The 24,487-nt window shown below is 40.6% G+C and carries 19 protein-coding genes and 1 pseudogene; 9 read left to right on the top strand and 11 right to left on the bottom strand.

The window, feature by feature from the left end:
* Window positions 1-166 precede the first annotated feature (166 nt).
* Window positions 167-1,183, top strand: coding sequence for an NAD(P)H-dependent glycerol-3-phosphate dehydrogenase (locus tag HT725_RS10045; RefSeq protein WP_173218867.1), 1,017 nt, complete (start codon window positions 167-169; stop codon window positions 1,181-1,183).
* A gap of 21 nt (window positions 1,184-1,204) precedes the next feature.
* A complete protein-coding gene (gene galU, locus HT725_RS10040; RefSeq protein WP_173253550.1) occupies window positions 1,205-2,104 on the top strand; it encodes a UTP--glucose-1-phosphate uridylyltransferase GalU in 900 nt (299 codons plus the stop codon).
* A 66-nt stretch (window positions 2,105-2,170) separates the two neighbouring features.
* On the opposite strand, the gene HT725_RS10035 is transcribed toward galU, so the two are convergent.
* The 6 genes from HT725_RS10035 to pbp1b form a co-directional block, all read right to left on the bottom strand.
* The gene (locus HT725_RS10035) at window positions 2,171-2,848 is read right to left on the bottom strand and encodes a rhomboid family intramembrane serine protease (protein WP_173253549.1); all 678 of its coding nucleotides are present in this window, start codon (window positions 2,846-2,848) and stop codon (window positions 2,171-2,173) included.
* Window positions 2,832-3,371 carry a 5-formyltetrahydrofolate cyclo-ligase gene (locus HT725_RS10030; RefSeq protein WP_173253548.1) on the bottom strand — a complete coding sequence of 180 codons (540 nt, stop codon included), beginning with the start codon at window positions 3,369-3,371 and terminating at the stop codon, window positions 2,832-2,834. The genes HT725_RS10035 and HT725_RS10030 overlap by 17 nt, the downstream gene beginning before the upstream one ends.
* A gap of 11 nt (window positions 3,372-3,382) precedes the next feature.
* Window positions 3,383-4,513 carry an N-acetyldiaminopimelate deacetylase gene (locus tag HT725_RS10025; protein ID WP_173253547.1) on the bottom strand — a complete coding sequence of 377 codons (1,131 nt, stop codon included), beginning with the start codon at window positions 4,511-4,513 and terminating at the stop codon, window positions 3,383-3,385.
* Window positions 4,514-4,580: 67 nt separating this feature from the next.
* Complete coding sequence (dapD, locus tag HT725_RS10020; protein WP_000127460.1) at window positions 4,581-5,279, bottom strand: 2,3,4,5-tetrahydropyridine-2,6-dicarboxylate N-acetyltransferase; 699 nt, start codon at window positions 5,277-5,279, stop codon at window positions 4,581-4,583.
* A gap of 229 nt (window positions 5,280-5,508) precedes the next feature.
* Window positions 5,509-6,420: a DMT family transporter gene (locus HT725_RS10015; RefSeq protein WP_173253546.1), complete on the bottom strand. Its 912-nt coding sequence runs from the start codon at window positions 6,418-6,420 to the stop codon at window positions 5,509-5,511.
* Between the two features lie 82 nt (window positions 6,421-6,502).
* A complete protein-coding gene (gene pbp1b, locus HT725_RS10010) occupies window positions 6,503-8,968 on the bottom strand; it encodes a penicillin-binding protein PBP1B (protein ID WP_173253545.1) in 2,466 nt (821 codons plus the stop codon).
* 141 nt (window positions 8,969-9,109) lie between these two features.
* On the opposite strand from pbp1b, the gene tyrS reads away from it, so the two are divergent.
* Window positions 9,110-10,366 (top strand): tyrosine--tRNA ligase, encoded by a 1,257-nt coding sequence (tyrS, locus tag HT725_RS10005; RefSeq protein ID WP_173253544.1) that lies wholly within the window; start codon window positions 9,110-9,112, stop codon window positions 10,364-10,366.
* Window positions 10,367-10,443: 77 nt separating this feature from the next.
* Here the strand turns inward: tyrS and HT725_RS10000 are convergent, their stop codons facing one another.
* Complete coding sequence (locus HT725_RS10000) at window positions 10,444-12,504, bottom strand: heavy metal translocating P-type ATPase (RefSeq protein WP_173253543.1); 2,061 nt, start codon at window positions 12,502-12,504, stop codon at window positions 10,444-10,446.
* Window position 12,505: 1 nt separating this feature from the next.
* Window positions 12,506-12,784, bottom strand: coding sequence for a DUF6110 family protein (locus tag HT725_RS09995; protein ID WP_000910909.1), 279 nt, complete (start codon window positions 12,782-12,784; stop codon window positions 12,506-12,508).
* 150 nt (window positions 12,785-12,934) lie between these two features.
* Here HT725_RS09995 and HT725_RS09990 point away from each other — a divergent pair, with 150 nt between their 5' ends.
* The 3 genes from HT725_RS09990 to HT725_RS09980 all read left to right on the top strand — a co-directional run bounded on the left by HT725_RS09990 (window position 12,935) and on the right by HT725_RS09980 (window position 15,832).
* Window positions 12,935-13,783, top strand: a complete 849-nt coding sequence (locus HT725_RS09990) for a putative RNA methyltransferase (RefSeq protein WP_173253542.1) — start codon at window positions 12,935-12,937, stop codon at window positions 13,781-13,783.
* A gap of 436 nt (window positions 13,784-14,219) precedes the next feature.
* Window positions 14,220-14,402, top strand: a complete 183-nt coding sequence (locus tag HT725_RS09985) for a hypothetical protein (protein WP_050967325.1) — start codon at window positions 14,220-14,222, stop codon at window positions 14,400-14,402.
* Window positions 14,403-14,501: 99 nt separating this feature from the next.
* Window positions 14,502-15,832, top strand: a protein-coding gene (locus HT725_RS09980) for an IS3 family transposase (protein WP_173253541.1) whose coding sequence is annotated in 2 segments (ribosomal slippage) — window positions 14,502-14,925 and window positions 14,925-15,832 — 1,332 coding nt in all. Because the reading frame shifts where the segments join, the coding sequence is not laid out codon by codon here.
* 315 nt (window positions 15,833-16,147) lie between these two features.
* Here HT725_RS09980 and HT725_RS10360 read toward each other — a convergent pair.
* The 3 genes from HT725_RS10360 to malQ all read right to left on the bottom strand — a co-directional run bounded on the left by HT725_RS10360 (window position 16,148) and on the right by malQ (window position 20,375).
* Window positions 16,148-16,354: a hypothetical protein gene (locus tag HT725_RS10360; RefSeq protein ID WP_240148998.1), complete on the bottom strand. Its 207-nt coding sequence runs from the start codon at window positions 16,352-16,354 to the stop codon at window positions 16,148-16,150.
* 219 nt (window positions 16,355-16,573) lie between these two features.
* The gene (gene glgP / locus HT725_RS09975) at window positions 16,574-18,832 is read right to left on the bottom strand and encodes a glycogen/starch/alpha-glucan family phosphorylase (RefSeq protein ID WP_000950149.1); all 2,259 of its coding nucleotides are present in this window, start codon (window positions 18,830-18,832) and stop codon (window positions 16,574-16,576) included.
* A gap of 25 nt (window positions 18,833-18,857) precedes the next feature.
* A complete protein-coding gene (gene malQ, locus HT725_RS09970) occupies window positions 18,858-20,375 on the bottom strand; it encodes a 4-alpha-glucanotransferase (RefSeq protein ID WP_173253540.1) in 1,518 nt (505 codons plus the stop codon).
* A 554-nt stretch (window positions 20,376-20,929) separates the two neighbouring features.
* On the opposite strand from malQ, the gene HT725_RS09965 reads away from it, so the two are divergent.
* The 3 genes and pseudogenes from HT725_RS09965 (at window position 20,930) to HT725_RS09955 (ending at window position 24,446) form a co-directional block, all read left to right on the top strand.
* Window positions 20,930-22,201 (top strand): extracellular solute-binding protein, encoded by a 1,272-nt coding sequence (locus HT725_RS09965; protein WP_000095466.1) that lies wholly within the window; start codon window positions 20,930-20,932, stop codon window positions 22,199-22,201.
* 109 nt (window positions 22,202-22,310) lie between these two features.
* Window positions 22,311-23,602: pseudogene (locus tag HT725_RS09960) on the top strand (ABC transporter permease subunit).
* 1 nt (window position 23,603) lies between these two features.
* The gene (locus tag HT725_RS09955) at window positions 23,604-24,446 is read left to right on the top strand and encodes a sugar ABC transporter permease (RefSeq protein WP_004236955.1); all 843 of its coding nucleotides are present in this window, start codon (window positions 23,604-23,606) and stop codon (window positions 24,444-24,446) included.
* The last annotated feature ends 41 nt before the right edge of the window (window positions 24,447-24,487 follow it).

Raw genomic sequence — 24,487 nt, 5'->3', positions numbered from 1 at the left:
AGACTAATAGTCACATAATATCAAAACCGAGACTGAAAGTTTAATACTTCGTCTCGGTTTTTGTATATTTTTCAAGTAACAAAGCCACCACTCCCCCAGCAATGCAAGTGCAAAATCCTCTAAAATATGATAGAATAAGGGAAAGGACTCTATTAAGGAGGAAATCATGGAAAAACAAACCGTCGCCGTCTTGGGGCCTGGTTCTTGGGGAACTGCCCTTTCACAAGTCTTAAATGACAATGGACACGAGGTACGTATTTGGGGAAACATTCCCGAACAAATCAATGAAATTAATACCTATCATACTAACAAGCACTACTTTAAAGATGTCGTTCTAGACGAAAATATCATTGCCTACACCGACTTAGCAGAGGCATTAAAAGATGTAGATGCGATTTTGTTTGTTGTCCCAACAAAAGTGACACGACTTGTTGCCCAACAAGTTGCAAAAACCTTAGACCATAAGGCTATCATCATGCACGCATCAAAGGGATTAGAACCCGATAGCCATAAACGATTATCAACCATCCTTGAAGAAGAAATTCCTGAACATCTCCGCAGTGATATTGTCGTTGTTTCAGGACCTAGCCATGCAGAAGAGACCATTGTGCGTGACCTGACTTTAATCACTGCTGCTTCTAAAGATTTACACACAGCTCAATACGTTCAAGAGCTCTTTAGTAATCACTACTTCCGACTTTATACCAATACGGATGTTATCGGGGTCGAAACTGCTGGCGCTCTTAAAAATATTATTGCTGTCGGCGCTGGAGCTTTACATGGTTTGGGATTTGGTGACAATGCCAAGGCAGCCATCATCGCTCGAGGCTTGGCAGAAATCACCCGCCTAGGGGTAGCACTCGGGGCTAATCCACTGACCTATAGTGGCTTGTCTGGTGTAGGAGACTTGATCGTAACGGGAACCTCCATCCACTCTCGTAACTGGAGAGCCGGAGATGCTCTTGGTCGTGGAGAATCCCTAGCTGATATCGAAGCCAATATGGGCATGGTAATCGAAGGAATTTCAACGACTCGAGCAGCCTATGAACTAGCGCAAGAACTTGGAGTTTATATGCCCATTACGCAGGCCATTTACCAAGTTATTTACAACGGAACCAATATCAAAGATGCCATTTATGATATCATGAACAATGAATTTAAAGCAGAAAATGAGTGGTCTTAACCCTCTAAAGAAAGGATTCTTATGGCACTGAAAGTTAGAAAAGCAGTCATTCCTGCCGCTGGACTAGGAACTCGATTTTTACCAGCAACCAAAGCACTTGCTAAAGAAATGTTGCCAATTGTAGATAAACCAACTATCCAGTTTATCGTAGAAGAGGCTCTTAAATCAGGTATCGAAGATATTCTGGTTGTCACTGGTAAATCAAAACGTTCTATTGAGGACCACTTTGATTCAAACTTTGAGCTTGAGTACAACCTCAAAGAAAAAGGCAAAACGGATTTGTTAAAATTGGTAGATGAAGCAACTGGTATGCGCCTCCATTTCATTCGCCAAACTCACCCTCGTGGTCTTGGAGACGCTGTCTTACAAGCCAAAGCTTTTGTGGGGAATGAACCCTTCGTTGTTATGCTGGGTGATGACCTTATGGACATCACAGACGAGAATGCCGTTCCTTTGACAAAACAACTGATGAATGATTACGAAAAGACACACGCATCAACCATTGCTGTCATGCCCGTACCACACGAAGACGTTTCATCATATGGAGTTATCGCTCCTCAAGGTGAAGGGATTAATGGTCTCTATAGCGTTGAAACTTTCGTTGAAAAACCAGCTCCCGAAGATGCACCAAGTGATTTAGCAATTATCGGTCGCTATCTTCTGACACCAGAAATTTTTGATATCCTCGAAAAGCAAGCTCCTGGTGCTGGAAATGAAATCCAGCTTACCGATGCTATAGATACTCTCAATAAAACTCAGCGTGTTTTTGCTCGTGAATTTATAGGAGCTCGTTACGACGTTGGAGATAAATTCGGCTTTATGAAAACATCTATTGACTACGCCCTCAAGCACCCACAAGTCAAAGATGACTTGAAAGATTACCTCATCCAACTTGGAAAAGAATTGGCTGAGAAGGAATAACATAAAAAGATAAGGTTCGAAAAATTCCTTATCTTTTTTCATTACACAAATTGTCTTCCAACTTCTTCACATTCCCATTCCCTTGTAGAGAAGTAAGACTGCGAGTCCTACGAACAAGACTAACGCTCCTAACCTCTGGCTAGTACGATACTTCCATCTTTCTCCTCGAACTGGAAAGATAATTGCTAGAAATGCTCCACCAACTGCTCCCCCGATATGGCCTGCTAGGCTGATTCCGGGAATCAGAACACTTCCAATAATGTTAATCACGAAAAGTGTCAGATAGGATTGCCCCAACTGCTGGATATAGGGGTTGCGAGTTGCATAGCGAAGAACAATAATCGCAGCAAATAGCCCATAGAGAGAAGTAGAAGCTCCTGCTGCTAAGGATTTTGGACTAAACTCAAAAACAAATAGATTGCCCATCATTCCTGATAAGAGATAGAGAAAGCAAAACTTCTTGGATCCGAAAATCTCCTCTACTTGCCTACCAAGATAATAGAGCGAAAGCATATTAACAATGAAATGCTCCCAACCAATATGAACAAAAATGGCAGAGAAGAGACGCCAAATCTGCTCTGGAAAGAGACGAATGGCAGGCCCGTACATGGCTCCAAATCGAAATAGGGTATCTGCCCTATAAAAGTTTCCTCCTGTGGTCACCAACATTAGTAGAAATACCAAGGCCGTCACTAAGAGAAAGAAACTAGTCACAGGGTAACGCCTATCAAAGATTTCTTTCATCAATCAGTACCTCCTGAACAGGAATATCATGATTTTCAGGGCTAAAGTCCCGAATTTGACAAGGATAAACCGTACTCATAGTATGACCAGAAAAATGTTTCAGATAGCGGTCATAATAACCTCCACCATAGCCAATCCGATATGCTTCCGTCGTAAAAACCAGCCCCGGAACATGAATCAAATCAATCTGAGAGGCATCCACCACTTCCAAATTTCCCTGTGGTTCCAGTAAGCCAAAGGAAGTTTTGACCAGTTGTTGCGAATCATAGACCACAAAGTCCATGCGCCCCTTGGGATAGGTTTTGGGTATCAGAACCCTCTTCTCATCCTTCAACGCCTGCTCAATCAATCCCTGCGTTTGAAACTCATGAGGAAAAGAGAGGTAGGTTGCGATGACCTTGGCTTCTTGGTAAAAGGGGTGTTGTAAAAGTCGCTCGGTTAAAGCTTGATCCATAGCCTGTTTTTGCTCTCGGGGGATAGCCTTCATTTCGTGCAAGACTTGCTTGCGTAATTCCGATTTCATAGACAAAACCTCTACTCTGCTGCCTTCTTTTTCAGGAAACTAGAGACCGCATCCACCCCAATAGCTAAAGCCTCTTCCTTGGGACTCATTTGAGGGTGATGAAGAGCGTAGGGACTATCGATACCTAGCCAGAACATAACCCCATCAACTTTTGAAAGGAGATAACCAAAGTCTTCACCTGTCATAGCAGGTTCGATATCAATCAACTCGATTCCGTCTTTCTCTTCAAAGAAGTCCATCAGTTCACGCGCCAAGGCTGGATTGTTCTCAACAGGTAGGTATCCACCTTGCTTGAGTTCCACTTCGACTTCCATATTGAAGGCAGCTGCAACTCCTTCTGCAACTGTTTTGACCCGCTTTTGCACCAAGAGACTCATATCCTGTGTCAAAGCCCGAATAGTTCCATGCAAAAAGGCTGTATCTGTGATAACATTGTTGGTTGTTCCAGCTTGGAAAACTCCAAAGGTCACCACCGCTCCCTCGATTGGGTTGACATTGCGGCTGACAACTGACTGCACCTGGGTCACAAAGTAACTAGCGGCCACCAAGGCGTCATTGGCTTCATGTGGAAAGGCTGCGTGGCCACCTTTGCCTTTGAAACAGATCTTCACCTCGCAAGTTCCTGCAAAGAGTGTATGAGTATTGGTCGCAATCTGGCCGACTTTCAAATCTGGTCGAACATGGAGGCCATAAAACTGGTCTGGCAACCAGTCTCCAAAAGCGCCATCTTCATACATGAGCATGCCACCAGCTTCATTTTCTTCAGCAGGTTGAAACAGAAAGAGCAGATTGTTCTTTGGTTGCTCCTCAAGGGCTCGCTCAAGACAGCCCAAAGCAATAGTCATGTGGAAATCATGGCCACAAGCGTGCATACGACCTTGGTGCTGGGAAGCGAAAGGAAGGCCTGTTTGTTCGACGATAGGCAGGCCATCAATATCTGTTCTCCAACCAATGGTCCGCTCTGGCTGACTTCCCTGCAAATAAACCAAAATCCCTGTCCGCCAAGTACGAACTTGAACAAAATTCTTGCCCGCAGTCAATTTCTCAATCACATCTAGCAAATAAGCATGAGTCTTGAACTCCTCCAAGCCAATCTCTGGAATTTGGTGCAAATCTCGTCTAGTCTGAATCAAATCTAACATCTATCTATCCTCCGATATAGCAGAAAGAGGCTGGAAGAAGGGTTCCGCCTCTATTTTTCTTTTACAATTATAAGGTACGAAGCGCATCTTCTAGCGCTGTTTTTTGTTGGGTTTGGGCATCAATCTCTTTGATAATACGAGCTGGAACACCTGCTACCACCACGTTTTCTGGGACATCTTGGGTAACAATAGCTCCTGCTGCGACAACTGAACCACTACCGATTTGGACCCCTTCGATGACCACTGCGTTGGCACCGATAAGAACATTGTCTCCAACGCGGACTGGTTCTGCGCTAGCTGGCTCAATCACACCTGCCAAAACTGCACCTGCACCAACGTGGCTGTTTTTCCCAACGATGGCACGGCCACCAAGGATAGCCCCCATGTCAATCATAGTTCCTGCACCAATTTCAGCACCGATATTGATAACCGCTCCCATCATGATAACAGCATTGTCACCAATTTCAACCTGGTCACGGATAATAGCACCTGGCTCGATACGAGCATTGATAGCACGTTTATCTAGCAAAGGAACTGCAGAATTACGAGCGTCTTGCTCAACAACATAGTCTTGATTTTCTACCAAACCATCTAGAAGCGGAGCCACGTCCTTCCAGTCTCCAAATAGGACATTCCCTAATTTGACAACAGAGCTTGGTACAGCAGTTGCAAGTTGTCCTTCAAAGGTTACTTTAACACTGGTTTTCTTTTCAGCATTGGCGATAAATTGGATAATTTCTTGAGCATTCATTTTTGTAGCAGTCATAAAAGACCTCTCATTCTTTATAATGATAACTATTCTACCAAAAAAGGCCTCAAATTTGAAGCCTTTTTGTCTGTTTTTAGGTATGATTTTTTAGGGATGTGAGATAAAACGTGCTGTCGGTAAAAGCAAGCCTCCACCGATACAACCTAAAAACACTCTTCACAACTATCTCCCCGTGTTTTATTGACTATTCTAGTATAGCACACTTTTAGAATTAAGAAAAGACTTTTTATCTACTTTCTTTCGCTTCTTCTATAGACAAAAATATCATAGGAAAAATAATCAAGGCCATAGCTAGAAGAAGTGACCAATCCACTACCAATCCTAAAAATAAAACACTCAAGAGAGCAGAAGAGAGAGGTTCACTGGCACTGATAACGGAAACCACCAAGGGAGAAACCAAGGACACAGCCTTCATGGAAATAAAAAAGGCAAAAGCCGTCCCAAAGAAAGCGATAATGAGGCAAATCAAGATACTCCAAATATCAAGAGTAAAGGAAAGCTGATGCACTGGCGAGAGAACATTGCTAAATAAACCCGCCAAAATCATCCCCCACCCAACCGTGGGAACAAAACCATAGCGCTTAGCAAAAGGTTGAGGTAAGATAACATTAAACATAACACCCATGGCACTCAGCAGACCTGTTATAAGGGCTAGTGGCGTCATGGATAACTGAGAGAGATCTCCCTTTGTCGCCATCAGGCAAACACCCAACATGGCAACCAAAACATAAAAAATAGCGCTTTTTGACGCTCGTTTTTGATAAACCAAGCGATTGTAAAAGAGGATAAAGACAGGACTAATAAACTGTAAAATAGTCGCTGTCGCTGCATTTGAGTGTTCTACACAGAGATAGAAAAAATACTGAACTGAAAAAATCCCCAAAATAGCATAGGCTAAAAAGGGCAGGTAATTTTTCTTATCTCGCCAAATATCTAGCACTTGCGATTTTAATTGCACTGCAGACCAAATGAGCACCAGACTCCCTGCCAGTGTTAAACGCATAGAGGTAATCCAGCCCGAAGACACCTGATAATGAGTAAAGAAATACTCTCCTAAAATTCCACAGATTCCCCAGATTAAGCCGGATAGAAGCGAATAAATGGTCCCTTTAACAATCTTTTTCTGATACTGATTCATACTTTTATTGTAACACGAAAGGGAAAAAGAAAAAAGTGGCAATCCATTGATTAGCCACTTCATTTAGCACAGTTTATAGAACTTATCGTCTCGCCCTTGAAGAAGAAGGTCGTGTAGTACTTGAGTTACTACTGTCGCTAGAACTACTACTTGAACTGCTGGAGCTTGATGGAGTTGGTAGACTCCCCACAATACTAGACCAAGCATTTTGATAATCCGCATCACTTCCGCCAATAGCAAAGCGATAACTGGTCGTTGGCGCTCCTGCCTTATTAGCCCAATAGCTGGTAACAGTCGAACCTGTAACATCTACCTCTTTTCCTTCAACAGAAACCTTCCCTGGTTTTTGACCTGTTGATTTTAAGACTTCGGATTTTACGACACTAGGATCTAAAGCGAAGCGCTCGTTCCCCCAAATGCTTGGGGAGGCTTGCTGAATCGCATTTACCAGATGAGCCATGTAATTAGAGTTATTGGAATAACCTGCTCTACGTGACAGTGAATGATTATCATCATGCCCAATCCAGCCACCTAGGGTTAATCTAGGTGTCGAAAGCATGAGCCACATATTTTCGTCTTGGTTGGTTGTACCAGTCTTCCCAATCCAATCTGCATTAGCCAGAGTAGGATTTAAAGAAGTCAGATTCGTCTTGAAGGTTGTTGTCACACGAGAGGATAGAACTTCTCGCAACAAGCCCTGCATAATTGTCGCAGTAGCTTTTGAATAGACTTGAACCGGTTTATCCTGATACTCATACACCACTCTACCATCTGCTGCTTCAATTTTAGAAATCACATGTTTTTTATGATATAGACCATTATTTGCTAGGGTCTGATAGCCATTGGTATGCTGGGCAACTGTGACTTCAATACCACCACCCATTGGCAGGCTCTCAATGCCGTACTCAGGAATCTCGTAACCCATCTTTTCCATATAACCTTTGACATCAACACCCTTTTCACGGAGCATACGATAGGTCCAGTAAGCCGGGATATTCCATGAATAGTTCAAGGCTTCTCCCAAGGTCATCATTCCAGTCCCCTTGCTATTAGCATACATAATCGGGTTGCCATTGGCAAAGTTTGTTGGATAGTTAGACAGAATCGTTTCGCTTCCCATCAAGCCCTGGTCAATAGCAATCCCGTAGGCAAGCAAAGGCTTGGTAGTAGAAGCTGGTGAGCGCTTGGTATCAAAGGCATGATTGTTTTGATTTTCTTGATAATTGCGACCACCTACAAAGCCTAGAATAGCACCTGTTTGGTTGTCCATCAGGACATTCCCTACTTCTACACGACCTGTTCCATCGTCTAAAAGATAGCCATAGTCAGCAACCGCAGTTTGCATGGCAGAATGAATTTTCTGGTCTATGGTAGTAGTAATCTTATAACCACCATTTTCAATTTCCTTGGCCGCCAAATCGCGATAGAATTTCTGAGTTGCCTCATTTTTCAACTCCTTAGCGGAGACATTGTCTCTCTGAGCTAGATAATCATACATACGTTCCTGAGCTTCTGCCAAGGCTGTAAAGTATAAATAGCCTCGTGATACACCTGTGACTGTAGCTGAAGGGAGAAAGTCCTGTTTAAGATTGTAATCCTTATATTGAGAATACTCGTCCTTGCTTAAGGCACCTGTACGATACATACTGTAAAGAACTGCCTTAGCCCGTCTTAAGCCAATTTCTAGGTCTTCATCACTCTTCAACTCCCCAGTATTTTCATAAGGAGAGTAGGTAATGGGACTCTGTGGAAGTCCTGCTAAAAATGCTGCTTGAGGAACCGTCAACTGACTGGCATCTACACCGAAAATCCCCTCAGCTGCCTGCTGAGCTCCTGCAATATTCTGCCCCTTATTATTTCGGCCAAAGGGAGCCACATTGAGATAGGTCGTTAAAATCTCATCCTTATTCATGGCACGTTCCAAGGCAAGAGCATCCACAATCTCTGTCGCCTTACGAGCCAAGGTCGGCGCATCCCCAACCACCTGCTGTTTAATCAGTTGCTGGGTCAAGGTTGAACCCCCACTAGAGGAACCCAAACCTACAAATTTCCCCAAGGTCGCACGAATCACCGCCTTGGGCACTACACCCTTATGTTCTTTAAAGTGTTCATCTTCCGTCGCAATGATAGCCTTCTTCAGATTTTCCGAAATTTGCTCAGATGAGATAGAAGTGCGCAACAAATCACTCTCTATGGAAGCAATCACCGTCCCGTCCGAATAGGTAATCTCTGAAATAGAAGAGATGTCCTTGACCTGATTCACCAATTCTTCTGTCTGAGGCACCCGAACCTTGTCAAATAAGGCCACTCCGTACCCCAAAGCAATCCCGGCTCCCAACATTCCTCCTATAAAACCAAGCACAAAGAGTAAGTTAAATAAGGCTTTTATACTTAGTAAAATAGCTGGAAAAACGGCTGACTTATCTAAGGTTTTAGATTTTTTGGTACTTGAACCTTTCTTGCCAGGTCTAGCTGATTTTTTATTTTTTTGTTTTTGCTGGAAAAATTCCAGCATTTTTCGTTTTAATTCATTTAATTGATTTTGCATGGATTTCCTCACTCTATCTATTATACCATAAAAGGGAAACTTTCAATAAAATAGCCACTTTCTTCCCTATTCTGCTAGGCTATTGCCCGAGTTTATGATACAATAGGTAGAAACAATAATTTTAAAAAGGAGAAAAGACACATGCACATTTTTGATGAGCTAAAAGAGCGTGGTTTGATTTTTCAAACGACTGATGAAGAAGCTTTGCGTAAAGCCCTAGAAGAAGGTCAAGTTTCTTATTATACTGGCTACGATCCAACTGCTGACAGCCTTCACCTAGGCCACCTTGTCGCAATCTTGACAAGTCGTCGCTTGCAACTAGCAGGTCACAAACCTTATGCGCTCGTTGGCGGTGCTACTGGTCTCATCGGAGATCCGTCCTTCAAAGATGCTGAACGTAGTCTCCAAACAAAAGACACAGTAGATGGCTGGGTCAAGTCTATCCAAGGACAACTTTCTCGTTTTCTTGATTTTGAAAATGGCGAAAACAAGGCTGTCATGGTCAACAACTACGACTGGTTTGGCAGCATCAGCTTCATTGACTTCCTCCGTGATATCGGAAAATACTTCACTGTCAACTACATGATGAGCAAGGAATCTGTGAAAAAACGAATTGAAACAGGAATTTCTTACACTGAGTTCGCTTACCAAATCATGCAAGGTTACGACTTCTTCGTTCTTAACCAAGACCACAACGTAACGCTTCAAATCGGTGGTTCTGACCAGTGGGGAAATATGACAGCTGGTACCGAATTGCTTCGTCGTAAAGCTGACAAGACTGGCCACGTAATCACAGTACCGCTTATCACAGATGCAACTGGTAAGAAATTTGGTAAATCAGAAGGAAACGCAGTCTGGCTCAATCCTGAAAAGACTTCTCCATACGAAATGTACCAATTCTGGATGAACGTTATGGACGCAGACGCTGTTCGCTTCTTGAAGATCTTTACTTTCTTGTCACTTGATGAGATTGAAAACATCCGTAAACAATTTGAAGCAGCTCCACACGAACGCTTGGCTCAAAAAATCTTGGCTCGTGAAGTCGTTACACTTGTTCACGGCGAAGAAGCTTACAAAGAAGCCCTCAACATCACTGAGCAGCTCTTTGCAGGAAACATCAAAAACCTTTCTGTTAAAGAGCTCAAACAAGGACTTCGTGGTGTGCCAAACTACCAAGTACAAGCAGACGAAAACCACAATATCGTGGAACTGCTCGTCTCATCTGGTGTAGTTAACTCAAAACGCCAAGCCCGTGAAGACGTTCAAAACGGTGCTATCTACGTCAACGGCGACCGCATCCAAGACCTTGACTATGTCTTGACTGACGCAGATAAGTTGGAGAATGAACTGACTGTTATCCGTCGCGGTAAGAAAAAATACTTTGTATTGACTTACTAAACTATTCAACATTTATCTATAAACAAAGGAGTTACCCTCGAGAAAGGTAACTCCTTTTTGCTGTGAATAGTCCCCACCTATCCCTTAATAGACAGGCTACGCAGGACTATGCGCAAGGTTGTTAGATTATGTAAGATAGAGAGATTTGAAGGACTGAGCCAATTAAACAAGCCAAAGCCAATCAAACTACTATTTACGACAACGGTATCTTGAATATTCTTCTTGATGAGTGTTTGCAAAGATGATGATAGCCAATCCAACTCTTGGAAGAAATCCAAACGATTATCTAACAATAAGATATCACTCATCTGCTTAGAAATATCTGCGCTCTCATTCATCACCACACCGATATCTGATAGGGTTAGAGCAGCTGAGTCATTCAATCCATCTCCAACCATCAAAATAGTATGACCTGCTTTCTGCAGTTCCTCTACTAACTCAAATTTCCCATCAGGTTTCAAGTCTGTATAGACCTGATCAAAGGGCAAATCTTTAACTAATTCCTCTGTTCTAACCAAGGTGTCCCCTGTTGCCAGAATCAATTTTTTCCCTTGTGCCTTAAGTTTCTCCAAGGCTGCTTTTGCTTCTTTTCTCAAAGGAGTATGAATGCAGAACATTCCAATCAATTCATTCTGGTAGGCTAAGAATAAGAGATTGTAGTGACTCTTGTACTCTTCAATTAAAGCATTTTGTTCTGAACTGATATGAATTTGCTCATCCTGCATCAAAACATAATTCCCAATAAGAACTGGTTCCCCATCTATATGAGATTTAATCCCCTTGCTTGCGATATATTGGAGTTTCCCATGCATTTCCTCATGTTCAATTCCCTCTATCTCGGCTTGCTTGACGATGGCATTAGCGATAGGATGATAAATGTGTTCCTCAAGACAGGCACTGATTCTGAGAATATCTTCCTCACTATAGTCCCCAAAAGGTAACACCTTTTCAACTATCGGATAGCTAGTTGTGATTGTTCCCGTCTTATCAAACAAGAAAGTATCAACTTCCAGATATTTCTCCAAAACATCCCCATCCTTAATCACCATTTCACGGTTCAACCCCTCCTTGATAGCTGTCAAATAAGCTACAGGAGTAGAGATTTTCAAAGCGCAGGAGAAATCGACCAATAGGAAAGAAATAGCCTTAGAAAAAGAACCTGTTAATAGGTAAGTCAGCCCAGCCCCCAAGAAATTATATTTGACGACCTTGTCCGCCATCTTGATGAAATAGCGTTGTTTCGTTTTCTTGTTTTCTTCAGATTTCTTCATCAACTCAATCAGCTGTAAAATCCGGCTGTTCATCTGATTATCGGTTACACGAATGCGTAACTCTCCAGTTTCTAATACTGTATTTGCACAAACCAAATCAGACTCTCTTTTTTCAACTGGAAAACTCTCTCCTGTCAAGGAACTTTCGTTGACCATACCTAAACCTGAAACTACTTGTCCATCAAACAGAATTTCATTTCCTTGAGATAGGACCAAGACATCTCCTATTTGAACATCAGAACTCTTGATACTAACAACCGTATCGCCCTGTACTAGGAATACGTCGCTCTCTTTTGCAAGAAGACTCTGTTCTAAATCTGTTGCAGTTTTTTTCAAGGACCACTGATCTAAATGATTCCCCAAATCAAGCATAAACATGATATTACTAGCTGTCTTGGATTGGTTCATAAACAAGGACAATAAAATCGCCGAACAGTCCAAGACTTCCATCGTTAGTTCCTTACGCGCTAGTGTTTGATAGGCTTCTCTAATATAGCCAAAAGCCTGATAACAAGTCCATATATAGCGAATAGGATACGGCACAAAACTACGAAAAAGCACACGCTTAATCGCTGCACCTGAAACAATAGAATAAGCACTCTCTTCTCTACGAATGGGAAGAGTCATCAACTCAGAAACTTTCCCTTTGTCAATTCTTTTTAAAAAGGCTTCTGCATTATCTAATACAGAAAAGCCTTCTTTTATACGTAGAGTAAAGTGCTGTTGATCCATGTAAAACTGGATAGACTCAATCCCCTTTTCATCTCTCGCCAAGGAACGAAGATAGTCTTGAATATCCAAGGTGAGTGAAAAAGAAGATGATAGTCGGATATGTTGGTATCCTCTATGTAGCACTTTAAAAGACATATTATTCTCCTATAAGGCTATCTAATTGCTCTTCTTTTTTCTCTTGCTCGTACAAATATTTGGCATCTTGCAAGACATCGTCTCCATGTTGCTTCACAACAGAAACAGATGCATCTAGCTCGTCTTTCAACTTGTAAGCCTTAGCCAAAGCTTTAGAATAACCTTTTTTAGCTTCCTTACTTGCCAAGATTTTCAAACCAAGGGTACCAAATGCAACACCACCTAAAAAGAGTGATGATTTTTTCGCAACTTTTGCGACGGTCAATACTTCTTTTAACATACTTATTTCCTCCTAGCTATTATTATATAACAATTTAGATATAAAAGCAATTTAATTTTGGCACTTTGAAAAGTAATTATACTACTATTTAATTTTATTACAAATCATCCTAAAGTTGCTTTCATTTGCCTCTTTTGATACACTTAAACTATGAATACAAATCTCAAACCTAAACTCCAGCGTTTTGCTTCTGCGACTGCCTTTGCCTGCCCTATCTGCCAAGAAAATCTGACTCTGGTAGAGACTAGTCTCAAGTGCTGCAACCGTCATTCTTTTGACTTGGCTAAATTTGGCTATGTCAATCTGGCACCTCAAATTAAGCAATCTGCTAACTACGACAAGGAAAATTTTCAAAACCGCCAACAAATCCTAGAAGCTGGATTTTACCACGCTATCTTAGAGGCTGTATCTGACTTGTTAGCAAATTCAGAAACTAGCACCACAATCTTGGATATTGGTTGTGGCGAAGGATTTTATTCTCGTAAACTTCAAGAAAATCACCCTGAAAAAACCTTCTATGCCTTTGACATTTCCAAAGATTCCGTCCAAATCGCTGCCAAGAGTGAACCAAACTGGGCAGTCAATTGGTTCGTTGGCGACTTGGCACGACTTCCAATAAAAAACGCTAGCATGGATATTCTGCTTGATATCTTCTCACCTGCCAACTATGGAGAATTTCGTCGCGTTTTATCCAAAGACGGTATCTTGATAAAGGTTATCCCAACTGAAAATCACCTCAAAGAAATCCGTCAGAAGGTACAAGACCAGCTGACAAACAAGGATTATTCTAACCAAGATATTAAAAATCATTTCCAAGAACACTTTACCATCCTATCTAACCAAACGGTCTCTCTGACTAAGACTATCACAGCAGAACAACTCCAAGCCCTACTCAGTATGACCCCTCTCCTCTTTCACATCGACCAGAGCAAGATTGACTGGAGCCAACTGACAGAGATTACCATTGAAGCAGAGATTTTGGTTGGAAAAGCATTCTAAACTAGACTTCGCAAAAGTAGAAAACTTACCGAAAATCTTCAATATTACAAAAACGCATAAGAACAGGTACTCAAAAACCTTAATCTTATGTGTTTTGTTATGCAAAAATCACTGGAGTTTCTATACACATTAAGGGGAAATAGTTGAAATCAGTTCTCTTAATAACCATTGAATACCATATAGTACATTTGCCCCAAATATGATATAGGCCGTATAAATCAAGTATTTCGATTTTTCCCGCCTCAAAGAATAGATCTTGTACAAGATAAACAAATTTAAAATAATAAATAATAGAGACAAAATCTTCCTCCAAAAATCAATCCGTCCATTTATATTTTGAAAAATATTTTTTAACATAATAGCACATTTTTCTTGACTACAATAACATTATATGATAAAATGTAAGCGAATACAAATAAAAAGGAGGATTGATCTTATGAATGAAAAAAAACGTACATATTTTATTTGTGCAAGTATTATTATTTCATCTATAATTTTAGGACTCTTTATTTATAAAGGAATTTATGACGGATTTGACGTTTTGGGTCAATTTATAAACGATGGCCTCAGGGTAATTAGTACTAATATTAGTAATATTGGTAGTAGTAGTATTAGGTAGTTAATAGCAATAGAATTCAAATAAAAAACGGTAATTTAGTGAATGAACTGCACCCCAAAAGTTAGACAGAAAAAATCTAATTTTTGGGGTATTTTTATTATGAAATTAACTTATGATGATAAAGTTCAGATCTATGAACTTAGAAAACAAGGATATAGCTTAGAGAAGCTTTCAAATAAATTTGGGATAAACAATTCTAATCTTAGGTATATGATTAAATTGATTGATCGTTACGGAATAGAGTTCGTCAAAAAAGGGAAAAATCGTTACTATTCTCCTGATTTAAAACAAGAAATGATTCATAAAGTCATACATGAAGGCTGGACTAAAGATAGAGTTTCTCTTGAATACGGTCTCCCAAGTCGTACGATACTTCTTAATTGGCTAGCACAATACAGGAAAAACGGGTATACTATTGTTGAGAAAACAAAAGGGAGAGTACCTAAAATGGGACCTGAAGAGAGGACAGAATTAGAACGTCTTCAAGCAGAAAATGAGTACCTGAGAGCGGAGAATGCTGTCCTAAAAAAGTTGAGAGAACTCCGCTTGAAGAAGGAAAAAGAGAAAGAAGAAAGACAGAAATTGTTCAAGAATTAATCACTGATTTTTCGTTAGATATTCTTCTAAAAGCCATTAAACTAGCTCGTTCGACCTATTACTATCACTTGAAACAGCTAGACAAACTAGATAAGAATCAAGAGCTTAAAGCTGAAATTCAATCCATTTTTATCGAACACAAGGGAAATTATGGTTATCGTCGGATTCATTTAGAACTAAGAAATCGTGGTTATCTGGTAAATCATAAAAGAGTTCAACGCTTGATGAAAGTACTCAATTTACAAGCTAAAATGCGACAGAAACGAAAATATTCTTCTCATAAAGGAGATGTTGGCAAGAAGGCAGAGAATCTCATTCAACGTCAATTTGAAGGCTCTAAAACAATGGAAAAGTGCTACACAGATGTGACAGAATTTGCCATTCCAGCAAGTACTCAAAAGCTTTACTTATCACCAGTTTTAGATGGCTTTAATAGCGAAATTATCGCCTATAATCTTTCAACTTCACCCAACTTAGAACAAGTAAAAACAATGTTGGAACAGGCATTCACAGATAAACGCTACGAGAATACGATTCTCCATAGTGACCAAGACTGGCAATACCAACACGATTCTTATCATCAGTTTCTTGAAGGTAAGGGAATTCAAGCATCCATGTCACGTAAGGGTAACAGCCCAGACAATGGTATGATGGAGTCCTTCTTTGGGATTCTGAAATCGGAAACATTTTACGGTTATGAGAAGTCGTTTCAGTCGCTTAAGCAATTGGAACAAGCTATTGTAGACTATATTGATTACTACAACAATAAACGAATTAAGGTAAAACTAAAAGGACTTCGCCCTGTGCAATACAGAACTAAATCCTTCGGATAAATTAATTGTCTAACTTTTGGGAATCAGTACTCAAAAACCTTAATCTTATGCGTTTTGTTATGCAAAAATCACTGGAGTTTCCATACACATTAAGGGGAAATATTTGAAATCAGTTCTTTTAATAACCATTGAATACCATATAGTACATTTACCCCAAATATGATATAGGCCGTATAAATCAAGTATTTCGATTTTTCCCGCCTTAAAGAATAGATCTTGTACAAGATAAACAAATTTAAAATAATAAATAACAGAGACAAAATCTTCCCTCCAAAATCAATCATAAAAGTAGGCAGTCAAGCATAGTTCTAATCTTTATTTTCGATTCGAGATAACAAACTTATCAATAAATAGCAAGTGAAATAAGGCAAGTGTAATTCCAAATAAGCACCCATGATAAGAGATTTCTTGATGGGTAAGAGGGAAAAGAGTATCATTACCCGCCAAGAGGCAGGTCAAAATGATAAATAAAATCCAAAATAAATCCGTCCATTTATATTTTGAAAAATATTTTTTCCACATAAAAACACCTTCTTTCCTACAATTATATTATAATACTTTATGTAATCGAATACAAGGGGTATGAGGTTGAAAGAGAGTAAAAAGCAGTATTTAAAGCCTTCACTGTATCTATGATTTCTATCTTTTTAAGACAAGATTGACTCAAATCTACATCATTAAAAAAGCGAATTTCAATCGAAACTCGCTTTTTTACAAAATGTATTAGTATAAATTTGTATCTTAGTTCAAGTGCCAGATATCTTCGTTATACTGAGCAATTGTACGGTCAGATGAGAAGAACCCTGCTTTAGAAATGTTAACGATGACTTTATCCAACCATGCGTCACGGTCTTCGTAGTCAGCCAACATTTGCTCTTTCACTTTGATGTAATCTTCTAAGTCAAGAAGAGTCATGAACCAGTCTTTGTTGATCAATTCATTGTAAAGACGTTCCAAGCGCTCTTTATTTCCAGCTGCAAGAACTGCATCGCTAACGATGAAGTCAACCAATGGTTTGATAGCTTTACGAGCGTAGAATTCGCTTGATTTGTAAGCTGCTTTTGCGTAAAGGTCGATAACAGTTTCTGAATCTTCACCAAAGATGTAGATATTTTCGTCTCCAACCAACTCAGCGATTTCCACGTTAGCGCCGTCCATAGTACCAAGAGTCAAAGCTCCGTTCAACATGAATTTCATGTTACCAGTACCTGAAGCTTCTTTAGAAGCAAGTGAAATTTGTTCTGAGATATCACATGCTGGGATAAGGAAGCTTGCTGCAGTAACGTTGTAGTTTTCAACCATAACTACTTGCAAGTGTGGAGCTACTGCTGGATCGTTAGCAATAACTTCTGACATGCAAAGGATTAAGTGGATGATGTCTTGAGCGATTGTATAGGCTGGAGCTGCTTTACCACCAAAGAAGATTGTGATTGGACGAGCAGGGATGTTGCCAGCTTTGATGTCAAGGTATTTGTGGATCACGTACAAAGCGTTCATTTGTTGGCGTTTGTACTCGTGAAGACGTTTGATTTGGATATCAAAGATAGAGTTTGGATTGATTTCTACACCTTGGTGTTCTTTCAAGTGACGAGCCAATTTACGTTTGTTGTGAGCCTTGATGCTTTCCAATTTTTCTTTGACAGCTGCTTTGTCTTCATAAGACAAGAGTTTTTCAAGCTCATCAGCTTCATGGTGCCAACCATCTCCAAGAATCTCATCCAAGTAGTGAGACAAGCTTGGGTTAGCATGCATGAGCCAACGACGGAAAGTGATACCGTTTGTTTTGTTGTTGAATTTTTCTGGGTAAAGGTCATAGAAGGCTTTCAACTCAGAGTTCTTCAAGATTTCAGTGTGAAGTGCTGCTACTCCGTTAACGCTGTATCCGTAGTGGATATCCATGTGAGCCATGTGAACACGTCCGCTCTCATCGATAATTTGAACAGCTGGATCTTTGTATTCTGCTTTCACGCGACGGTCCAATTCTTCGATGATTGGTACCAAGTGAGGAACCACTTCTTGCAAGAATTCAAGAGGCCATTTTTCAAGGGCTTCAGCAAGTATTGTGTGGTTAGTGTAGGCAGTCATGCTACGAACGATTGAGATTGCTTCGTCAAGCTCGATACCACGTGCAGTCAAAAGACGGATCAATTCAGGGATAACCATTGATGGGTGAGTGTCGTTGATTTGGACAACTGCGTAGTCAGCAAGGTCATGCAAGTTGCTTCCTTTTTCGATTGCTTCGTCGATGATCAATTGCGCACCGTTTGAAACCATGAAGTATTGTTGGAAGATACGGAGCAATTCACCTTGACGGTCACTATCATCTGGGTAAAGGAAGAGAGTCAAGTTGCGAGCGATGTCTGTCTTGTCAAAGCTGATACCGTCTTTAATAATAGAAGAATCAACTGAATCCAAGTCAAACAAACGCAAGCGGTTCTTCGTTTCTGTCTTGTAACCAGGAACATCAATATCATAAAGAGTTGATGTCAAAGTAAAGTCTGCAAATGGTACTTGGTAGCTACGGCTTGAGCGAACCAACCAGTTTTGCTCTGTCAACCATGCATTTGGAATTGTTTCTTGTTGGTTGTTTTTAAGAACTTGTTGGAAAAGACCAAAGTGGTAGTTAAGACCAACACCATCACCGTTCAAGCCAAGAGTCGCAATTGAGTCGATAAAGCAGGCAGCCAAACGTCCCAAACCACCATTACCAAGAGATGGTTCCAATTCAACTTCTTCGACTTCGATCAAGTCTTTACCTGCAGCAGCAAGTTCTTTTTTGACATCGTCGTAAAGACCAAGGTTGATCAAGTTGTTTGACAAGAGTTTACCAATCAAGAACTCAGCTGAGATATAGTAAACTTTCTTTTTACCAGTGTTAACTGGTTTTTGGCTACTTGCAAGCTTGCTGTAGTTAAGAAGAGCAAGGTAAAGCTCTTCATTGCTACATTCTGCAATGGTTTTATTGTAACGATTTTGTACAAATTCTTGTAGTGATAACATGTTTAAGGTGTCTCCTGATATTGTATTATTTCTTTAATTCTACCAAATTTTCATTGATTCGGCGATAGATTGTTGTCAAGTCAAGCAAACCTTCCTCGACAGCTGGTGTCAATTGTTCCTCAGTCATACGCCAAGACCAGTTTCCACCAAGGGTAGATGGGAAGTTCATACGAGCTGTCTCATCCAATTCTAGCAAATCTTGCATAGTTGCAATTGCCATGAAGCTAACTGATGAAAAGACTGTGCGAAGCATAGCGTGTGGAACTGTTTCATACTCTTTACGGTTCGTGTAGCGAGCCATGTATTCACGAGTTGGATCGTCGATCTCATTACGGTACCAACCAAGGACCGTATTGTTATCGTGTGTTCCTGTGTACATAACAGAGTTAGCAGGTGCCAAGTGTGGGCTATCGATGCTTTCGTCTTCTGGGTTGAAGGCAAATTGAAGAATCTTCATTCCTGGGAAGCCAGTACGTTCACGTAATTCGATAACTTCGTCTGTCATGAAACCAAGGTCTTCTGCAATGATGTTTAGCTCACCAAGTTCTTCCTTAACGGCTGCAAAAAGCTTGTAGCCAGGACCTTTCACCCACTCACCAGGTGCTGCTGTATCAGAACCAGCAGGGATTTCCCAGTAAGATTCGAAACCACGGAAGTGGTCGATACGAACGATGTCGTAGATTTTGAAGCTTTCACGCAAGCGTTCAATCCACCATTTGTAGCCGTCTTTGTCCATTGCTTCCCAGTCATAGATTGGGTTACCCCAAAGCTGACCAGTTGCAGAAAATTCATCTGGTGGGCATCCGGCGATGCAAGTAGCCTTACCATTGACATCTGTCTTGAAGAGATGTGGATTTGCCCACATATCGCTTGAATCTTCCGCTACGTAGATTGGCATGTCCCCAACGATTTCGATGTGGTTGTCGTTTGCGTAAGCTTTCAATTTCAACCATTGTTGGAAGAAGAAGTATTGCGTCACACGGTGGTAAACCAACTTGTCTGCTAATTGCTCACGGTAGCTTTCAAGTGCTGAAGCTTTACGAGCACGAGCATCTGCATCTGGCCATTCTGTCCAAGCAAGATTGTCAAAATGCTCTTTGATAGCCATATACTCAGCAAAGAGCTCAAGCCATGATTGGTTGTCTTGAGCAAATTTCTCAAAATCTTTAACATCTCCGACTTCAAAGAAACGTTTCACCGCTTTTTCTAAAAGAGGACGACGTGCATAGTAAATCTTAGCATAGTCAACTTCAGACGCATCGCTACCAAAGTCAACTCCTTCAAGGTCACTTACTTCCAACAAACCTTGCTCCACCAAGATATCTAAATCGATAAAATGAGTGTTTCCTGCGAAGGCTGAGAAAGATTGGTAAGGAGAATCCCCGTAACTAGTTGTTCCTAATGGAAGGATTTGCCAGTAACGTTGTTTTGTACGAACCAAGAAATCAACGAAGTCGTAAGCACTTTGACCAAATGATCCGATTCCGTAAGCTCCTGGGAGAGAAGAGATGTGCATCAACACACCACTTTGACGTTTTTTCATAATAGCACCTCATGTGTTAAAATAATGGAACGTTGCGTATTTTAACAGACGCAAACGTTTGCGCTACTTATAAGTATACTCCTTTTCAAGCATAATTGCAAGCGTTTTTAAAAAAACTTTTTTGATTATTTTTAAGGAGACTAACTCATTTTAGCAAAGATAACTTGAAACTATCTAATCCTAAAGTTTGACTCTCATGAAACAGTCTACAAAGTGCAAAACCTCCTTAAAAAAACTTTAATTTATATGTAGGAGGCACAAAGGTCTATAGAAAATAGATAGGGATTAGAAACAAGGAAATAGCCCCTCCTGATTTCCCTCTTTAGACAGATTCCATCTATTTTTTATTAAAAATACTGTATTCTTATCTATTTCACACTTTCCTTCTATATAAAAAGTAAAATCATGCTATCAAATCAAGCTTAAAATTTTTTTAAAATTTTTAACAAAAACACTTGCAACCGTTTTCTATTTGTGCTATACTAAGCTCATAAAGGAAAACGTTTGCGTTTTTCTTGTCAATAAAACTTGTTATTCTTTAGGAGGAATACACTATGTCATCTAAATTCATGAAGAGCGCTGCTGTGCTTGGAACTGCTACACTTGCTAGCTTGCTTTTGGTAGCTTGCGGAAGCAAAACTGCTGATAAACCTGCTGATTCTGGTTCATCTGAAGCGAAAGAAATCACTCTTTACGTTGAGGACCAATACAAAGCTTATGCTGAAACAGTAGCTAAAGCTTATAAAGAACAATCAGGAACAACAGTTAACATCAAATCTGGTGACCAAATGGGTGGGCTTGACAAACTTTCTCTTGACAACCAATCAGGTCAAGCTCCTGACGTTATGATGGCTCCATACGACCGTGTAGGTAGCCTTGGTACTGACGGACAACTTTCAGAAGTGAAATTGAGCGACGGTGCTAAAACAGATGATAAAACTAAATCTCTTGTAACAGCTGCTGACGGTAAAGTTTACGGTGCTCCTGCCGTTATCGAGTCACTTGTTATGTACTACAACAAAGACTTGGTAAAAGAAGCTCCAAAAACATTTGCTGACTTGGAAAACCTTGCTAAAGATAGCAAATACGCATTCGCTGGAGAAGATGGAAAAACTTCTGCTTTCCTAGCTGACTGGACAAACTTCTACTTTGCATACGGACTTCTTGCTGGTAACGGCGGTTACGTATTCGGACAAAACGGTAAAGACGCTAAAGACATCGGTCTTGCAAACGACGGCGCTATCAAAGGTGTAGAATACGCTAAAACTTGGTATGAAAAATGGCCTAAAGGTATGCAAGATACGGAAGGAGCTGGAAACCTAATCCAAACTCAATTCCAAGAAGGTAAAACAGCTGCTATCATCGATGGACCTTGGAAAGCTCAAGCCTTCAAAGACGCTAAAGTAAACTACGGTGTTGCAACTATCCCAACTCTTCCAAACGGAAAAGACTACGCAGCATTTGGTGGTGGTAAAGCTTGGATCATCCCATCAAGCACTAAGAACCTTGAAGCTGCTCAAAAATTTGTAGACTTCCTTGTTTCAACTGAACAACAAAAAGCCTTCTACGATAAGACTAACGAAATCCCAGCTAACACTGAAGCTCGTTCATACGCTGAAGGTAAAAACGATGAGTTGACAACAGCTGTTATCAAACAATTCAAGAACGCTCAACCAATGCCAAACATCTCTCAAATGTCAGCAGTTTGGGACCCAGCTAAAACAATGTTGTTTGAAGCTGTAAGCGGTAAGAAAGATGCTAAAACAGCAGCTAACGATGCTGTAACATTGATCAAAGAAACAATCAAACAAAAATTTGGTGAATAAAAAATTTGTTCAAGGGGGGTGGAAATCAAATCCCCCTTTGAATTTATCAACAAAAACACAAATAGTTTAGGTTTTATGTAGAAACCAGTATCCTATGAAAGGAGTTATTATGGAAAAGCAACAACCTAGTAAAGCAGCCCTGCTGTCTATCATTCCTGGGTTAGGACAGATTTACAATAAACAAAAAGCCAAAGGTTTTATCTTCCTTGGTGTAACCATCGTATTTGTCCTCTACTTCCTAGCACTTGCAGCCCCTGAATTGAGCAATCTCATCACTCTTGGTGACAAGCCAGGTCGTGACAATTCCCTCTTTATGCTGATTCGTGGTGCCTTCCATTTAATCTTTGTAGTTGTTTATGTACTCTTTTATTTCGCAAATATCAAAGATGCTCATACAACTGCCAAACACATTAATAATGGTATTCCAGTAGCACTTACCTTTAAAGAAATGGTCAAAGGAATCTATGAAAATGGCTTCCCTTACCTCTTGATCATTCCATCTTATATTGCAATGACTTTTGCGATTATCTTCCCAGTTATCGTAACCTTGATGATCGCCTTTACCAACTACGACTTCCAACACTTGCCACCAAACAAATTGTTGGACTGGGTTGGTTTGACCAACTTTACAAACATTTGGAGCTTGAGTACTTCCGTTCTGCCTTCGGTTCTGTTCTTTCTTGGACTATCATTTGGGCTTTATCTGCCTCAACTTTGCAGATCGTGATTGGTATCTTCACAGCTATCATTGCTAACCAACCATTTATCAAAGGAAAACGTATCTTCGGTGTTATTTTCCTTCTTCCTTGGGCTGTCCCAGCCTTCATCACTATCTTGACATTCTCAAATATGTTTAATGATAGTGTCGGTGCTATCAACACTCAAGTCTTGCCGATCTTTGCTAAATTCCTTCCATTCCTTGATGGGGCTCTTATCCCTTGGAAAACAGACCCTACTTGGACAAAGGTTGCCTTGATTATGATGCAAGGTTGGCTTGGATTCCCATACATCTACGTTTTGACTTTAGGTATCTTACAATCTATTCCTAACGACCTTTACGAAGCAGCTTATATTGACGGTGCCAATGCTTGGCAAAAATTCCGCAACATCACTTTCCCAATGATCTTGGCTGTTGCAGCACCTACTTTGATTAGCCAATACACCTTCAACTTTAACAACTTCTCTATCATGTACCTCTTCAATGGTGGAGGACCTGGTAGTGTCGGTGGAGGAGCTGGTTCAACAGATATCTTGATCTCATGGATCTACCGTTTGACAACAGGTACATCTCCTCAATACTCAATGGCGGCAGCTGTTACCTTGATTATCTCTATCATTGTCATCTCAATCTCTATGATCGCATTCAAGAAACTACACGCATTTGATATGGAGGACGTCTAAGATGAATAACTCAATTAAACTCAAACGTAGACTGACTCAAACCCTTACTTACCTTTACCTGATTGGTCTATCAATTGTCATTATCTATCCACTTTTGATTACCATCATGTCAGCCTTTAAAGCAGGTAACGTCTCAGCCTTTAAACTAGATACTAACATCGACCTCAATTTTGATAACTTTAAAGGCCTCTTCACTGAAACCTTGTACGGTACTTGGTACCTCAACACTTTGATTATCGCCTTGATTACCATGGCTGTTCAAACAAGTATTATCGTACTTGCTGGTTATGCTTACAGCCGTTACAACTTCTTGGCTCGTAAACAAAGTTTGGTCTTCTTCTTGATTATCCAAATGGTGCCAACCATGGCCGCTTTGACAGCCTTCTTCGTTATGGCGCTTATGTTGAACGCCCTTAACCACAGCTGGTTCCTCATCTTCCTCTACGTTGGTGGTGGTATCCCGATGAATGCTTGGCTCATGAAAGGCTACTTCGATACAGTACCAATGTCTTTAGACGAATCTGCAAAACTAGACGGTGCAGGACACTTCCGCCGCTTCTGGCAAATTGTTCTTCCACTTGTTCGCCCAATGGTTGCCGTACAAGCTCTCTGGGCCTTCATGGGACCTTTCGGGGACTACATCCTCTCTAGTTTCTTGCTTCGTGAGAAAGAATACTTTACTGTTGCCGTAGGTCTCCAAACCTTCGTTAGCAATGTGAAAAACATGAAGATTGCCTACTTCTCAGCAGGTGCTATCCTCATCGCCCTTCCAATCTGTATTCTCTTCTTCTTCCTACAAAAGAACTTTGTTTCAGGACTTACAAGTGGTGGCGACAAGGGATAATATATCCCCGCCACCCTTTTTCATTTTATACTCTTCGAAAA

This window comes from Streptococcus sp. 2579 (assembly GCF_013277195.1).
GTDB lineage: Bacteria > Bacillota > Bacilli > Lactobacillales > Streptococcaceae > Streptococcus.
Note: the sequence above shows the minus strand (reverse complement) of the source record. Positions and strands in the feature narration are given on the sequence as shown.

Bases quoted from the DNA above. Each gene is read 5' to 3' on its own strand.
- HT725_RS10045 (WP_173218867.1), top strand. From the start codon at position 167: ATGGAAAAACAAACCGTCGCCGTCTTGGGGCCTGGTTCTTGGGGAACT.
- galU (WP_173253550.1), top strand. From the start codon at position 1,205: ATGGCACTGAAAGTTAGAAAAGCAGTCATTCCTGCCGCTGGACTAGGA.
- HT725_RS10035 (WP_173253549.1), bottom strand. From the start codon at position 2,848: ATGAAAGAAATCTTTGATAGGCGTTACCCTGTGACTAGTTTCTTTCTC.
- HT725_RS10030 (WP_173253548.1), bottom strand. From the start codon at position 3,371: ATGAAATCGGAATTACGCAAGCAAGTCTTGCACGAAATGAAGGCTATC.
- HT725_RS10025 (WP_173253547.1), bottom strand. From the start codon at position 4,513: ATGTTAGATTTGATTCAGACTAGACGAGATTTGCACCAAATTCCAGAG.
- dapD (WP_000127460.1), bottom strand. From the start codon at position 5,279: ATGACTGCTACAAAAATGAATGCTCAAGAAATTATCCAATTTATCGCC.
- HT725_RS10015 (WP_173253546.1), bottom strand. From the start codon at position 6,420: ATGAATCAGTATCAGAAAAAGATTGTTAAAGGGACCATTTATTCGCTT.
- pbp1b (WP_173253545.1), bottom strand. From the start codon at position 8,968: ATGCAAAATCAATTAAATGAATTAAAACGAAAAATGCTGGAATTTTTC.
- tyrS (WP_173253544.1), top strand. From the start codon at position 9,110: ATGCACATTTTTGATGAGCTAAAAGAGCGTGGTTTGATTTTTCAAACG.
- HT725_RS10000 (WP_173253543.1), bottom strand. From the start codon at position 12,504: ATGTCTTTTAAAGTGCTACATAGAGGATACCAACATATCCGACTATCA.
- HT725_RS09995 (WP_000910909.1), bottom strand. From the start codon at position 12,784: ATGTTAAAAGAAGTATTGACCGTCGCAAAAGTTGCGAAAAAATCATCA.
- HT725_RS09990 (WP_173253542.1), top strand. From the start codon at position 12,935: ATGAATACAAATCTCAAACCTAAACTCCAGCGTTTTGCTTCTGCGACT.
- HT725_RS09985 (WP_050967325.1), top strand. From the start codon at position 14,220: ATGAATGAAAAAAAACGTACATATTTTATTTGTGCAAGTATTATTATT.
- HT725_RS10360 (WP_240148998.1), bottom strand. From the start codon at position 16,354: ATGTGGAAAAAATATTTTTCAAAATATAAATGGACGGATTTATTTTGG.
- glgP (WP_000950149.1), bottom strand. From the start codon at position 18,832: ATGTTATCACTACAAGAATTTGTACAAAATCGTTACAATAAAACCATT.
- malQ (WP_173253540.1), bottom strand. From the start codon at position 20,375: ATGAAAAAACGTCAAAGTGGTGTGTTGATGCACATCTCTTCTCTCCCA.
- HT725_RS09965 (WP_000095466.1), top strand. From the start codon at position 20,930: ATGTCATCTAAATTCATGAAGAGCGCTGCTGTGCTTGGAACTGCTACA.
- HT725_RS09955 (WP_004236955.1), top strand. From the start codon at position 23,604: ATGAATAACTCAATTAAACTCAAACGTAGACTGACTCAAACCCTTACT.